This window comes from Rhodoferax sp. WC2427, assembly GCF_040822085.1.
Classification (GTDB): Bacteria; Pseudomonadota; Gammaproteobacteria; order Burkholderiales; family Burkholderiaceae_C; genus Rhodoferax_B.
In genome coordinates, this window is the sequence record NZ_CP162006.1 from 984,356 (window position 1) to 998,367 (window position 14,012).

Here is a 14,012-nt window from a genome sequence, read left to right on the forward strand (position 1 = left end):
CCCTGTGGCTGCCATAGCGGTACAAGCGCCATGCGGTGGTCCATTTGCGTCCTGCAGGGCAAGATGCATGGATTACATGCTTTTTAGGCCTCCCGTGCTTATTCCATCAGCGTGACAAGCTATTTTTTATATAGCAACTATGCCACCGGGGCGGGAACCGGCTGGCCCAGTTGCCGTGACGTCTTGGGATCGCGAAACACCAGGGGCTTGACCACCGTACGCTGGCTGTCGGGTATTTGGGCGTAGGCCACGGCTTCCTGCACCAGGTGGTGGGCGCTGGATTTGTCGCAGACCGGGTCGGGGTTGGCGGCGTCACCGGTCAGCATATAGGCCTGGCAGCGGCAACCGCCCAGGTCTTTTTCCTGCTCGGGGCAGGTGCGGCAGGGCTCCTTCATCCAGGCGTTGCCGCGGAAGTGGTTGAAGCCGTCGGAGTGGTACCAGATGTCGTTCACGCTGTGGTCGCGCACATTCGGAAACGCCAGGCCCTTGAGCATTTTGGCGGTGTGGCAGGGCAGGGCCGTGCCGTCCGGGGTGATGGTCAGGAAGATATTGCCCCAGCCGTTCATGCACTTCTTGGGGCGGGTCTCGTAGTAGTCGGGCACCACGAAGAGGATGCGCAGGGTGTCGCCCAGCTTGTCGCGGTAGGCGTTGGTGACCTGCTCGGCGCGCTGCAGTTGCTCGCGCGAGGGCATCAGCCCGTCGCGGTTGAGCTGGGCCCAGGAGTAGTACTGGCTGTTGGCCAGCTCCAGGTACTCGGCACCGAGTTCTACTGCCAGCTCGATGATCTTGTCGATGTAGTCGATGTTGAGCCGGTGGACCACACAATTGAGCACCATGGGCCAGCCATGGGATTTGATGAGTGCGGCGGTGCGCTGTTTGAGGTCGAAGGTCTTGGTGTGCGACAAAAAGTCGTTGAGCTCGCGGGTGGAGTCCTGGAACGACAGCTGGATGTGGTCCAGCCCGGCCTGTTTGAGCGCCGCAGCGCGGGATTCGGTCAAACCCACGCCGGAGGTCAGCAGGTTGGTGTAGAAGCCCAGGCGGTGGGCTTCGGCAACCAGCACTTCCAGGTCGTCGCGCAGCATGGGTTCGCCGCCGGAGAAGCCGCATTGCACGCTCCCTGCGGCGCGGGCTTCACGCAGCACGCGCAGCCAGTCGTCGGTGGACAGCTCCTGGGTGGTGGCGGCGAAGTCCAGCGGGTTGTAGCAAAACACGCAGTGCAGCGGGCAGCGGTAGGTCAGCTCGGCCAGCAGCCACAGCGGCGGGCCTGGGGTGGCTGGCGCCGGGAGCAGGGCGGAAGTCACAGCTTGATCCAACCCTGGCGGCGGGCAATGGCCAGAAAGTCCAGCACATCACTGGCCAGGCCAGGCTTGCCAAAGTCGCTTTCCAGCGCATCAACCACGGCCTGGACGCTGGTTTTACCGTCCAGGCGCTTGAGGATTTCGCCCGCGCTGCCGTTGAGCTTGACCATGCCTTCCGGGTACAGCAGCACCCAGGACTTTTGCACCTCTTCCCACTGCAGGCGAAACAGGCTGGCGATGCGCGGGCGCGCTTCCAGGTCGATGCCGGAATAGACTTGGTTCATGGCTTGGCTCCCAGGATCTCAATTTCGCATTGGCTGAGCATGATGGCGTCGGCCAGGGCCCACAGCACATCCAGCTTGAACTGCAGTATCTGCAGCGCGCGCTCTTGCAGCGCCCGGGTCTGGCTGAAGTAGGCCAGGGTGAAGCGCAGGCCGTGCTCTACATCGCGGCGGGCCTGGGTCAGGCGCTGTTTGAAGTACTGCAGGCCCTGCGTGTCCACCCAGGGGTACTGGGTGGGCCAAGTGTCGATGCGCTGCTGGTGGATGTGCGGGGCAAACAGCTCGGTCAGGCTGGAGGCCACGGCTTCCTGCCAGGGCTGGCGGCGCGCGAAGTTAATGTAGGCATCCACCGCGAAGCGCGTGGCCGGTGCCACCAAGCGCAAGGATGTCACATCGTCGCGCGACAGGCCCACGGCCAGGCCCAGGCCGATCCAGGCTTCGATGCCGCCGGGGTCTTCGCTGCCGTCGGTCGCGCCGATGTTGCGGCCATCATGGTCCAGGATGCGCTGTATCCATTCGCGCCGGATTTCCCGGTCGTCGCAGTTGGACAGGATGGCTGCATCTTTGAGGGGGATGGAGATTTGGTAGTAGAAGCGGTTGGCCACCCAGCCGCGCAGCTGTGCAGGCGTCAGCGTACCGGCCGCCATCATGCGGTGGAACGGGTGGTGGATGTGGTAGCTGCTGCTTTTGCCGCGCAGCTGGGCTTCAAATTCTTCCGCGGTCCAGGGTGCCAATATATCGGTCATAGTGTGATCTCCATGCCATCAAACGCAACTTCTATGCCGCGGCGTGTCAGCTCCTGGCGCTGGGGGCTGGTGGCATCGAGGATGGGGTTGGTGTTGTTGATATGGATCAGCACCTTGCGGGTGGTGGTGGGCAGCCGGTTCAACCATTCCAGCATGCCGCCCGGGCCGCTTTGAGGCAGGTGGCCCATGGAGCGCGAGGTTTTTTGGGATGCGCCCAGCGCGATCATTTCGTCGTCGGTCCACAGCGTGCCGTCAACCAGCACGCAGTCTGCCGCTTGCATGGCGGCCCAGACATGCGGCTCCATGGTGCCCAGGCCGGGCGCGTAGAACAGCTGCTTGCCCGAGGCGGCGTCGGTGATGGTCACGCCCACGTTGTCGCCCGGCTGGGGCTGGTCACGGTGCGGCGAATAGGGCGGGGCGTTGCTCAGCAGGGGCAGGGCGGTGAACAGCAGGCCCGGTGCGCCGTCGATGCAAAAGTTACGCTGGTCGAGCGGCACACTGTGCCAGTGGATGCCGCAGTAGTGTTCCAGTACCTTGAGCACGGGGTTGCCGCGTACCAGGTCGTCGCGTACCAGGGCATGGCACCACAGCTCCAGCGGCTGGCGGTGTTCGCGCAGCATGTACAGGCCGGTGGTGTGGTCGATCTGCGCATCCATCAAGAAGATGGCACGGATGGCGGTATCGCGCAGTTGCCGCGCGGGCTGCAAGGCCGGGAAGCTGCGGATCTGCTGCAGGATTTCGGGGGAGGCGTTGAACAGCACCCAGTTGCTGTCGTCGGCGCTGACGGTGATGGACGATTGGGTGCGTGCCAGGTGGTAGGGGCTACCTTGGCGGTAGGCGGCGCAATTGGGGCAATTGCAGTTCCACTGCGGGAAACCGCCGCCGGCAGCGGAGCCTAGGACATGGACTCTCAAGGGGTGTATCTCTTCAGGCGCTAGCGTTGGCTGGCCTGTGGCCCACCGGTTACATCCGGCGGGCCACAGGGTTCAGCGGTTGGCAATGTACATCGTGATTTCAAAGCCAAAACGCATATCGCTGGCGGTTGGTGTTTCCCATTGCATGGCAGGTTTCCTTCGGTGTATCCCGCAAGACGCGGTAGCCCGTACTGCCAGACCATCTGCCAGTACGTGCTGCAGTGTGCCTGCCGGGTGGCTGCGGCGCATCGCGAAATCATGGATTCCGGCCTCATGATTTTCATGAGATGCGGTGGCGGCATGGGACTTGCGGCAGCCGGGTGTCCAGCGGCCCACTTGTAGCAGTCGCACCACCGGGAAATCCATGAGCCTTCGCCTCCAACTCAACCTGATCGTGACCGCCATGCTGGGCATTTTTGCCTCGGTGCTGATCGGCTTGCAGATCGACAACATACGGCGTAGCGTGCATGAAGAGGTGGTGGGCGCGAACGTGGTGGCCACCCAGCTGCTCTCGCGCATGCAGTGGGTGTACGGTGCCAGTGGCCTGGAGGGCATGGCCGGATTTCTGGCTCAGGTGGGCCGCATCCGGGCCAACGAGGTCGAGCTGCGCGACGAGCAGGATGCGCTGATCTACCGCTCGCCGCCCCCGGTGTACAAGGCTGGGCGCACCTCGCCGCAGTGGTACAACCAGATGGTGGCTACACCGCTGGAGCCGCAGGAAATCCGTCTGCCCAATGGCCGGCTTATTTTGCGGGCCGATCCCTCGCGCGCCATTCTCGATGGCTGGGATGATCTGAGCCCCATGCTGTGGATGGTGCTGGCGGGCTTTGTACTGGGCAATGCGCTGGTCTACGCCCTGGTGGGCCAGGTGCTTAGGCCCTTGCACCGGGTCATGCACGGCCTGCGGCAGATGGCCGAAGGCGACTACGCCACCCGCATGGCGGATCTGTCAGGCCGCGAGGGGCGGCTGGTCAGTTCGGCGTTCAACCACATGGCACAGTCTGTGCAAGACAGCATCGAAGCCAAGCGGCAGGCGAAGGCGGCCACGCAGGCATTGGCCGAGAACCGGGAGCTGACCCAGACCATCCAGGGGCGGATCGAATTGGAGCGGGCGGCGATCTCGCGGGAGCTGCACGACGAGCTGGGCCAGCAGGTGACGGCCATCAAAAGCGTGGGCCTGGCGATTGCCCGGCGGGCGGCGGGCAGCGATGCCACGATCGAGCAATCGGCGCGCTTGGTGATGGGCTGCGCGGACCAGATTTACGACAGCGTGCACCGTTTGATTTCCCAGCTAAGGCCGCTGGCGCTGGACCGTTTTGGTCTGCACGATGCCTTGCGTGACATGCTGGCCGATTGCCAATTGCACCACCCGGGCGTGCGGCTGAACTTCGACATGCCGCAACCCCTGGACGGGCTGGACGATGCCCTGGCCACGGCGGTCTACCGCATCGTCCAGGAGGCCATGAGTAACGCTTTGCGCCACGCGCAAGCCCAGCGCATCGACGTGCGTGTGCGTGCGTCCGACACGGTGCTGCGGATGGAACTGGTAGACGATGGGGTGGGCCGTGTCGGGCAATGGCAGTCCGTGGGGCACTATGGTGTGTCCGGAATGCGGGAGCGGGCGCAGGCTTTGGGCGGCAGTTTTGACCTGGACCAGATGGAGCCTGCCGGGGTGCGGGTGCGCGTCCATTTGCCTCTGAAAATGAAAATTAAACCGGTGGAGACATAAAGTGAAAGTCATGTTGGTCGATGACCATGCGGTCGTGCGCATGGGTTTCAAACTCTTGCTGCAGGCCTCCGACGATGTGGTGGTGGTGGCCGAAGCGGACAGCGGCGAAGCCGCCTGCCAGGCCTTTGCGGCGGCCGCGCCGGACGTGGTGGTGATGGACATCGCCATGGCTGGCATGGGCGGCATCGAAGCCATCAAGCGTCTGGTGGCCAAGGATGGACGGGTGCGCATTCTGGCCTTGTCGGCGCACGAGGACATCAGCCATCCGATGCGGGCCTTGCAGGCGGGTGCCATGGGCTATTTGTCCAAGCGCAGCGCGCCCGAAGTGCTGATCGATGCCATCCGCGCCGTGGCCAAAGGCCAGCGCTATGTGGACCCGCAGATTGCCCAGCGCATTGCGGTGCAGGCCATCAGCGGCGACAAAGGGCCGGTGGACAAGCTCTCGGCCCGCGAGTTCGAGGTATTTGTGCAGCTCGCGCGCGGCCAATCGGTGGCGCAGATTTCAGAAACCCTCAAGCTCTCCAATTCCACCGTGGGAACGCATCTCTACAACACCAAGCAAAAACTCGGTCTGGTCAACCAGGCCGAGATGACCTTGCTGGCGGTGCGCCATGGCTTGATTGATATTTCGGCGTAACACTGTCCCGTTTGGACACGGGCGGTGGCACAGACTGTTGCTTTATGGAGCAGTGGCACGGCAGGGCCACAGCCCCGGCTCCCGTCGGTCTGGTTACATAGCCTGTTGCCACGGGCGTTCGCCCAGGAAAGCAAGGGTTTTCCTGTACTGGAGGCCAGTTGGCACAGGATGTGAGATGGAAGAAGCACCCGCAAGGGAATTAAGCCTATCCCATTGATTTCAAGGAGACAATCTTGCTCTACGCTCTACCTGGCACCGCTGGCGCCAAAGTCGCTTACAAAGCGCAATACGACAACTTCATTGGCGGCAAGTGGGTTGCGCCAACCAAGGGTGAATACTTCAGCGTGGTCACCCCGGTCACGGGTAAGTCCTACACCATGGTGGCCCGCTCCACCGCCGAAGATGTAGAACTGGCCCTGGACGCCGCCCACGCGGCCGCCGATGCCTGGGGCCGCACGCCCGCCGCAGACCGCGCCAACATCCTGCTCAAGATTGCCGACCGCATGGAAGCCAATCTGGAGATGCTGGCTTACGCCGAAACCGTGGACAACGGCAAACCCATCCGCGAAACGCTGAACGCCGATATCCCATTGGCCATCGACCATTTCCGCTACTTTGCGGGCTGCCTGCGTTCGCAAGAAGGCGCACTCAGCAACATCGACGAAAACACCGTGGCCTACCACTTCCAGGAACCCCTGGGCGTGGTCGGCCAGATCATTCCCTGGAACTTCCCGATCCTGATGGCTGCCTGGAAACTGGCACCTGCCATTGGTGCGGGCAACTGCGTGGTGCTCAAGCCGGCAGAGTCCACCCCCATCAGCATGCTGCTGGTGGCGGAACTGATTGGCGACCTGTTGCCACCCGGTGTGTTGAACATCGTCAACGGCTATGGCCGCGAAGCGGGCATGCCGCTGGCCACCAGCAAACGCATCGCCAAGATCGCGTTTACTGGCTCCACCACCACCGGCCGGGTGATTGCCCAGGCTGCGGCCAACAACCTGATCCCCGCCACCCTGGAACTGGGCGGCAAGTCGCCCAACGTGTTCTTTGCCGACATCATGGACAAGGACGACGGCTTCCTGGACAAGGCGATCGAAGGCATGGTGCTGTTCGCATTCAACCAGGGCGAGGTCTGCACCTGCCCCTCCCGCGCGCTGATCCAGGAATCCATCTACGACAAGTTCATGGAGCGCGTGCTCAAGCGCGTGGCCGCCATCGTGCAGGGTAGCCCGCTGGACACCGACACCATGATGGGTGCGCAGGCCTCCAAAGAGCAGATGACCAAGATCCTGTCCTACCTCGACCTGGGCAAGCAGGAGGGTGCAGAAGTGCTGATCGGTGGCGCACAGGCGCACCTGGGCGGCGATCTGGCGGGTGGCTACTACGTGCAGCCTACGCTGTTCAAGGGCCACAACAAGATGCGCATCTTCCAGGAAGAAATTTTTGGCCCGGTGCTGGCGGTCACCACCTTCAAGGACGAAGCCGAAGCGCTGGAAATCGCCAACGACACGCTCTATGGCCTGGGTGCCGGTGTGTGGAGCCGTAACGGCAATGTGGCTTACCGCATGGGCCGTGCCATCAAGGCCGGTCGCGTCTGGACCAACTGCTACCACGCCTACCCGGCGCATGCTGCGTTCGGTGGCTACAAGGAATCGGGCATTGGTCGTGAAACCCACAAGGTGATGCTTGACCACTACCAGCAAACCAAGAACCTGCTGGTCAGCTACAGCGAGCAAAAGCTCGGCTTCTTCTGATCCCTGGTCCAGCGTAGGTAAACACAAGGGGCCGGTAACGGCCCCTTCATTGCTTGGAGAGCCTTATGGTTGACAAAGTAATTGCGACACCGGCCGCCTTGGAGCTGGTGGAGTATTTGAAGACAAAGCACGGGGCGATGATGTTCCACCAGTCGGGCGGCTGCTGTGACAACAGTGCCGCCAATTGCTATTTGCCCGGTGAGATCACCATGGGTGCGGGCGATGTGTACCTAGGCGATATCGGCGGCTGTCCGTTCTACATCGGCCTGGCGCAGTACGCGTATTGGAAGCACACCCAGTTGATCATCGACGTGATCGAGGGACATGGTGGCACCTTCTCGCTGGAGGGACCGGAAGGCAAGGCTTTCCACACCCGTTCACGCGTTTTCACCGAGGCAGAGATGCAGGAGCTTTTCGGCGTATCCGGCCCCGCCTGAAGCCGCTGCTTCAGACCGCGTGCAGCGATGGGCAGAGCTGCAAAAAAGCCTGCTCCAGATTGCGGGCCTGGGTCTGTTCGACCAAGGCCTTAGGCTGCCCATCAAACACCACCGCACCCTGGTCCAGCACGACCACCTGGTCGGCCTGCTGGACTTCATCCACCAGGTGCGTGGCCCACAGAATGGCCACGCCTTCGACGCGCGCCAAATGTTCCACCGCGCCCATCAGCGCCTGCCGGGAGGCCGGATCCAGGCCCACGGTCGCTTCGTCCATCAGCAACAGCCTGGGCTTGTGCAGCAGCGCCCGGACCAATTCCACCTTGCGCCGACTGCCACCCGAGAGCGCACGCACCGCAGTTTTGGCTTGGGCCTGCAGTCCGTGGCGTTCCAGTCCCTCGGAAATTCTGTGCAGCGCCGTTTTGCGGGGAATGCCATGCAAGTCGGTGTGGAACAACAGATTGGCCTGCACGCTCAGGTCCAGGTCGAGTGACGATTGCTGGAACACCATCCCTAAGCAGGCGAGGGCACGGGTGGCCTGGGTGTGCATGTCATGCCCGAGGATGGAGAGCTCGCCGCTGTCGGCCACGAACAACCCGCTCAGTATCTGCAGCAGCGTGGACTTGCCCGCGCCATTGGGCCCCAGCAGCGCAACGAACTGCCCCGGCCGCAGACACAGATTGACGGCCTGCAAAGCCCGCTTGGAACCATAGGACTTGGAGATATTGCACGCCCGCAGAACCAGCGGCGTATCGGAGGCACAGGGTGGGGTTGTCATGGAGAGGGTCTTCGGTTGGGGGCGGTATAGCTGCCGGGTGACAACCCCCTCTGTCAAGCAAGTGTTGTTCCACGGCGGGCTTTCCCGGAGTGGCATTTTTCTTGCGGTTGCAGGCGTGCATGTCACATTCTGTGACGCATAAAAAGAGAAGCCGATGGAGACAAAAACTTGCGTGAAACGCCGTCTGGCGCGGGCTGCCGGAGGGCTGTTGCTGCTGGCCTGCCAATGGGCCGTTGCCGCACCCTGGACCGTGGCCGTGGTGGGATTGGTGGATGACGCACGCTACCATGCCCGCCAGCTGGAGCATGCCTATCCCGACCATCCGGCAGGGCGGCCGGACGATGCCGCGCGTGTGGCGCTGCTTGATTCCGAGTCGGAGCTGGAGGCTGCGGGCCAGCGCCTGCAGGTCAAGGTCTTCATGGCCAGCAATGCAACCGATCTGCCACGCGTGATGGCCGAGCTCAAGGCCGCCAAGATCCAGCATGTGCTGCTGGATCTGCCCGATGCGGAGCTGCAGCAGATCGCCAGCACTGCCGCCGTGGGGCCCGACGCGCCTATTTTGTTCAACATCGGCTCGCCCTCGGATGTCTTGCGCGGCACTGCCTGCGCGCTGGCGATGCTGCACACGTATCCCAGTCGGCAGATGCTCAGCGATGCCCTGGTGCAGTACCTTGCCGCCCGGTCCTGGACCCAGGCGTTGGTGCTGTATGGGCAGGCTCCGCAAGACACCTTGCAGCTGGATGCCTTTGTGCGGTCGGCCAAACGTTATGGCTTGCGGATCCAAAAGACGGCGCAATTCAAGGTGTCGGGGGATCCACGCGAGCGCGACCTGAGCAATACCCGTCTGCTCACCAACGACAAGGGCTTTGATGTGGTGGTGGTGCTGGACAGCGAGGGCGAGTTTGCCCGCACGCTACCCTACACCACGCAATGGCCCCGGCCCGTGGTGGGCTCCAACGGGCTGACTGCCATGGCCTGGCATCCGCAGTGGGAGCGCAATGGCGGGCCGCAACTGTCGCGGCGGTTTTTTCGGTATGCGCACCGGCCCATGGCGGCACAGGATTGGGCAGCCTGGATAGCGGTCAAGTCCATCGTGGCCGTGCTGACCGAACAGCCCAAAGCCTCCGTGGCCGAGCAGCTCAAGCGGTTGCGCGGTGGGCAGGTGGCCGTGGACGGCTACAAGGGGCCGCGCCTGTCGTTCCGGTCCTGGGACGGGCAATTGCGCCAACCCATCTTTCTCGGCCATGCCGATGGTGTCGCGGGCATTGCACCGTTCGACGGGGTACTGCATCCCACCGAAGTACTGGACACCCTGGGCGTGGACCAAAAGGAAAGCACATGCAAAAAGCAGCTGTGATTGCGCCGGTGGGCACGCCCTTGATCCCGCACCTGGCGCGCGCCCTGCGTGCCGTGGTGGGGCGGGAGCTGCTGAAGTTCCTGCGCCAGCCCGCTCGCCTGGCATCGTCCCTGGTGCGGCCACTGCTGTGGTTCGTGGTGTTCTCGGCCGGGTTCCACAACGTGTTTGGCATTGCCATTATTCCGCCGTACGAGACCTACATCGAATACAAGGTCTACATGCTGCCCGGCCTGCTCGGCATGATCGCGCTGTTCAACGGCATGCAGAGTTCGCTCTCCATGGTGTACGACCGCGAGATGGGCGTTATGCGCCTGCTGCTCACGGCACCGCTGGCGCGGGGCTGGCTGCTGGCCTTCAAGCTGGGTGCCGCAACGGTGCTGTCGCTGCTGCAGATGCTGGTCTTTCTGGTGATCGCCTGGTGCTTCGGGGTGGAAGCAGATGGCTGGGGCTGGCTCTGGGCGGTGCCGCCCATGGCCCTGGGGGCCGCCATGCTGGCCGCGCTGGGGCTGATGCTGTCGGTGTATGTCAAGCAATTGGAGAACTTTGCCGGTGCGATGAACTTTGTGATCTTCCCCATGTTCTTCATCAGCTCGGCCCTGTACCCGCTGTGGAAGCTGCAGGAGTCGGGTGCCCTGTGGCTGTTTGAACTGGCGCAGTTCAACCCGTTTACCCATGTGGTGGAACTGGTGCGCTTCGCCTTGCAGGGCCAGTTCAAGGGCGATTCTCTGGCGGTGGTGGCGGTGTGTGGCGTGGTGTTTTTTGCCCTGGCCTTGCGCGGCTATGACCCGCAGCGCGGCTGGATCCGGCAGCGCGGCTAGGGGTGGCTGGCATGAAGCTATTTGCGATCTTGTGGCTGATGTTGGGGCTGGTGTCAGGAGTGGATTTAGCGCAGGCGGGCACGATGGACCGCGCCGCCATGGAAAAGGCCTTTCCGCCGCCACTCATCGTGGGGGAGAAGGACCGCGATCTGCCGGTGTGGCCGATTTTCAAGCAATCGGCCACCAGCACGCCCATCGTGGCCTATGCCTTCGAGTCCATCGACATGGTGGCGATTCCAGGTTTCTCGGGTACGCCTTTCAACCTGCTGGTGGCATTGGATACCGACGGCAAGTTCATGGATGTCAAAGTGTTGTCGCAGCACGAGCCGGTGTTTCTGGACGGGCTGGGCGAGAAGCCGCTGTTCAAGTTTGTTGAGCAATACACCCAGCTGTCCGTCAAGCAAAGCATCAAGATCGGCTCCAACCAGAGCGGTGCCGACAAGGCCACCAGCGCCAACGTGTACATCGATGGCGTGGCCAAAGCCACGGCATCGGTGCGCATACTCAACCAGAGCTTGCTGGCCGCATCGCTCAAGGTGGCGCGGGCCAAAATGGGCTATGGCGCAGGCAAGGACCCCGAGCTGATTGCCCGCATCCGCCCCGATGTTTTCACCGCCATGGACTGGGACGGCCTGCTGCGGGCCGGGCTGCTCACCCGGCATATCTTTCGCAACAGCGATGTCGAAAAGGCCTTCCAGGGGACGGTGGGCGAAGGGCTGGACCCCGAGGCCCTGGCCGCACCGGAGCAGAGCTTGCAGGAGCTGTACTTTGCCTACCTGGACGTGCCGTCGGTGGGGCGCAACCTGCTCAGTCCTGCGGACTGGGCGTACTTGCAAAAGCGCCTGGAGCCGGGCGACCATGCCTTGCTGGTGGTGGGCACAGGCCGCTATCCGGTACTGGGCGAGAACTTCATGCGCGGCACCGTGCCCGACCGTCTGACCCTGGGCCAGCAGGGTTTGCCGCTGGAAATGCGCGACCTGGACCTGGACGTCCGCCTGAAGTTGCCAGAGCCATTGGCGGACGCGCAAGTCAACGTCTTCCGGGTGATCGCTCCGGCAGGCCTGGACCCTGCCGCGCCGCTGGACTTTGCCTTGCTGGTCACGCGCAGCAAGGGCCAGATCTATCCCGAGGTGGTGCGCAAGGCACTCGCCTTCAGCGCCCAGTTGCCGGGCCGGTATGTCGAGGCCGCGGCAACCGACGCCAAGACCTGGCGCAGCAGCTGGACCGGGCGCTGGCCCGAGCTGGGCGTCTTGCTCCTGGGCCTGGGCGTGCTGGCGTGGGCTTTGCGCGAACCCGCGTGGTTGGGTGCCAGCCAGCGCCGGTTGGATCTCTTTCGCACCGGCTATTTGCTGTTCACCCTGCTCTTTATCGGGTGGTATGCCCAGGGGCAGTTGTCGGTGGTGAACTTTGTGGCGCTGATCCAGGCCGTGCTGGCCCGGCAGAGTTTGGTGTTCTTTCTGTACGACCCGATGACGGTGCTGCTGTGGGCGTTCACGGCGGTGACCTTCTTTGTGTGGGGCCGGGGCACATTCTGCGGCTGGTTGTGCCCGTTCGGTGCCTTGCAGGAACTGGTCAGCAAGCTCAGCCAGCGGCTTGGCATTCGGCAGGTGCGCGTCTCGACGCAGTGGGACGCCCGGTTGAAAAAGGTCAAGTATTTCATCCTGGCTGGCATCCTGTTGGCGGCCTGCGTGTCGGTGACCTGGAGCGACAGGCTGGTGGAGGTCGAGCCCTTCAAGACCAGCATTACATTGAACTTCGTACGCGCCTGGCCGTTTGTGGTGTGGGCGCTGCTTACCGTCGGCTTGAGTGTCTTTTTCTACAAAGGCTTTTGTCGCTACCTCTGTCCCTTAGGCGCAGGCATGTCGGTGCTGGGTCGGTTGCGCCGGTTTGACTGGATCCAGCGGCGGGTGGAGTGCGGCCAGCCCTGCCAGCGCTGCCGCAGCGACTGCGCCTACCAGGCCATCGACAAGGCCGGAAAGGTCGACTACGGCGAGTGCTTCCAGTGCATGGACTGTGTGGTGGTCTACGAGAGCGAAGAGCTCTGTGTGCCCGTTTTCAACCGCAAGCGCAAGGCCACCAGCCAGCCGGTGATTCCCATCATGGCACTTCCCCATTCCCGGCTCCAGCCTGCCGCCACAGGAGACACACCATGAAGCGCCGCACTTTTGTCCAGGCAGCGATCGGTCTGAGCGGTATGGGCCTGTCCCATGCGCGGCAGCAGGACGGCCTGCTGTGGCGAGAACGTACGTTGACAGGCTTGGGAACCACCATGGCGATCCGTGTGGGCCATTCGGACGCAGCTCTGGCCGAGCAGGCACTGGATGCAGCGCGGGACACCATCCGGCACGTGGAAGACCAGATGAGTTTGTACCGGAGCGACAGCGCGATCTGCCAGCTCAACCGCACGGGCCGCCTGCACCATCCACACCCTGATTTGGTCAGGATATTGCAGGTGGCCCAGACAGTCTCGGCCCGCAGCCATGGCGCATTCGATGTGACGGTGCAGCCGCTGTGGACGGCCTTCCAAACCGCCAGCCAACAGAGTCGGCTGCCGACACCGGACGAGGTGCGGCAGGCGCAGAACTTGGCCAACTGGAAGTTGCTGGATATCTCGCAAGATGCCATCACGCTGGGGCGCAAGGGAATGGGCATCACCCTCAATGGCATTGCCCAGGGCTTCGCGGCCGACTTGGTAGTGGCACGCCTGCAGGCGTTGGGCATCCGGCATGCCCTGATCGATACCGGGGAATGGGCCGCTCTGGGAACGCCAGTGCCCCACCGCGGCTGGACGTTGGGCGTGGCCGATCCCCGCGATGCGCGGGGGGTGCTGGCCCGTGTGGCCATGGATGGCCGCTGCGTGGCGACATCGGCAGACAACCAGTGCAGCTTCAGCCCCGACTTCCAACACCACCACATCTTCGACCCTGCCACCGGTTATTCACCCGCTGGCCTGTCTTGCGTGGCGGTGCTGGCACCGAGTTGCGTGTTGGCCGATGCCTTGACCAAGGTGATGTTTGTGGCGGGTTTCAAGCAGTCCCTGCAACTGGCCAAGGTCTGGAATGTCGACGTACTGGTAGTGGATAAAAAAGGCGTCTGGCAGGCAACGCCAGGCGTCACACTGTTGCCGGCCTGAGTGCGGTCATCCGGTCCATTGGCTCATATTGGAACAGTGTTGCAGGGTGCAGCAGACCGACTGAACCCGCATTGAACACATGGCGCCATCGGCCCGCCATTTCCCCGCATCTGCGTCCGTAAATCCACACCCA

General features: G+C 63.2%; 14 protein-coding genes. 8 read left to right on the forward strand and 6 right to left on the reverse strand.

Translation table 11 applies throughout. The annotated features are described in order from the left end of the window. Positions 1 to 137: 137 nt before the first annotated feature. The 5 genes from pqqE to pqqA all read right to left on the reverse strand — a co-directional run bounded on the left by pqqE (position 138) and on the right by pqqA (position 3,386). The gene (gene pqqE / locus AB3G31_RS04775; protein WP_367849058.1) at positions 138 to 1,301 is read right to left on the reverse strand and encodes a pyrroloquinoline quinone biosynthesis protein PqqE; all 1,164 of its coding nucleotides are present in this window, start codon (positions 1,299 to 1,301) and stop codon (positions 138 to 140) included. Continuing rightward, complete coding sequence (pqqD, locus tag AB3G31_RS04780) at positions 1,298 to 1,582, reverse strand: pyrroloquinoline quinone biosynthesis peptide chaperone PqqD (RefSeq protein WP_367849059.1); 285 nt, start codon at positions 1,580 to 1,582, stop codon at positions 1,298 to 1,300. The genes pqqE and pqqD overlap by 4 nt, the downstream gene beginning before the upstream one ends. Then, the gene (gene pqqC, locus AB3G31_RS04785) at positions 1,579 to 2,325 is read right to left on the reverse strand and encodes a pyrroloquinoline-quinone synthase PqqC (RefSeq protein WP_367849060.1); all 747 of its coding nucleotides are present in this window, start codon (positions 2,323 to 2,325) and stop codon (positions 1,579 to 1,581) included. Before pqqC ends, pqqD begins: the two co-directional genes overlap by 4 nt. Beyond that, positions 2,322 to 3,239: a pyrroloquinoline quinone biosynthesis protein PqqB gene (gene pqqB / locus AB3G31_RS04790; protein WP_367849061.1), complete on the reverse strand. Its 918-nt coding sequence runs from the start codon at positions 3,237 to 3,239 to the stop codon at positions 2,322 to 2,324. Before pqqB ends, pqqC begins: the two co-directional genes overlap by 4 nt. 72 nt (positions 3,240 to 3,311) lie before the next feature. Next, entirely contained in the window at positions 3,312 to 3,386 is a 75-nt protein-coding gene (pqqA, locus tag AB3G31_RS04795; RefSeq protein ID WP_315202624.1) for a pyrroloquinoline quinone precursor peptide PqqA, read from the reverse strand. A gap of 217 nt (positions 3,387 to 3,603) precedes the next feature. Between pqqA and AB3G31_RS04800 the strand changes: the two genes are divergently transcribed. The 4 genes from AB3G31_RS04800 (at position 3,604) to AB3G31_RS04815 (ending at position 7,796) form a co-directional block, all read left to right on the forward strand. Beyond that, positions 3,604 to 4,968, forward strand: a complete 1,365-nt coding sequence (locus AB3G31_RS04800; protein WP_367849062.1) for a histidine kinase — start codon at positions 3,604 to 3,606, stop codon at positions 4,966 to 4,968. Positions 4,969 to 4,978: 10 nt separating this feature from the next. After that, a complete protein-coding gene (locus AB3G31_RS04805) occupies positions 4,979 to 5,605 on the forward strand; it encodes a response regulator (RefSeq protein ID WP_367850292.1) in 627 nt (208 codons plus the stop codon). Between the two features lie 233 nt (positions 5,606 to 5,838). Further along, positions 5,839 to 7,359, forward strand: coding sequence for an aldehyde dehydrogenase (gene adh / locus AB3G31_RS04810; protein ID WP_315226971.1), 1,521 nt, complete (start codon positions 5,839 to 5,841; stop codon positions 7,357 to 7,359). A gap of 65 nt (positions 7,360 to 7,424) precedes the next feature. Next, positions 7,425 to 7,796 (forward strand): DUF779 domain-containing protein, encoded by a 372-nt coding sequence (locus AB3G31_RS04815; protein ID WP_367849063.1) that lies wholly within the window; start codon positions 7,425 to 7,427, stop codon positions 7,794 to 7,796. A gap of 10 nt (positions 7,797 to 7,806) precedes the next feature. On the opposite strand, the gene AB3G31_RS04820 is transcribed toward AB3G31_RS04815, so the two are convergent. Beyond that, entirely contained in the window at positions 7,807 to 8,571 is a 765-nt protein-coding gene (locus AB3G31_RS04820) for an ATP-binding cassette domain-containing protein (protein WP_367849064.1), read from the reverse strand. 172 nt (positions 8,572 to 8,743) lie between these two features. Here AB3G31_RS04820 and AB3G31_RS04825 point away from each other — a divergent pair, with 172 nt between their 5' ends. The 4 genes from AB3G31_RS04825 to AB3G31_RS04840 are packed head-to-tail and all read left to right on the forward strand — an operon-like array spanning position 8,744 to position 13,879. Beyond that, entirely contained in the window at positions 8,744 to 9,928 is a 1,185-nt protein-coding gene (locus AB3G31_RS04825) for a branched-chain amino acid ABC transporter substrate-binding protein (RefSeq protein WP_367849065.1), read from the forward strand. Continuing rightward, positions 9,910 to 10,746: an ABC transporter permease gene (locus AB3G31_RS04830; RefSeq protein ID WP_367849066.1), complete on the forward strand. Its 837-nt coding sequence runs from the start codon at positions 9,910 to 9,912 to the stop codon at positions 10,744 to 10,746. The genes AB3G31_RS04825 and AB3G31_RS04830 overlap by 19 nt, the downstream gene beginning before the upstream one ends. A gap of 11 nt (positions 10,747 to 10,757) precedes the next feature. Continuing rightward, positions 10,758 to 12,899 (forward strand): 4Fe-4S binding protein, encoded by a 2,142-nt coding sequence (locus AB3G31_RS04835; RefSeq protein WP_367849067.1) that lies wholly within the window; start codon positions 10,758 to 10,760, stop codon positions 12,897 to 12,899. Then, complete coding sequence (locus AB3G31_RS04840) at positions 12,896 to 13,879, forward strand: FAD:protein FMN transferase (protein WP_367849068.1); 984 nt, start codon at positions 12,896 to 12,898, stop codon at positions 13,877 to 13,879. The genes AB3G31_RS04835 and AB3G31_RS04840 overlap by 4 nt, the downstream gene beginning before the upstream one ends. The last annotated feature ends 133 nt before the right edge of the window (positions 13,880 to 14,012 follow it).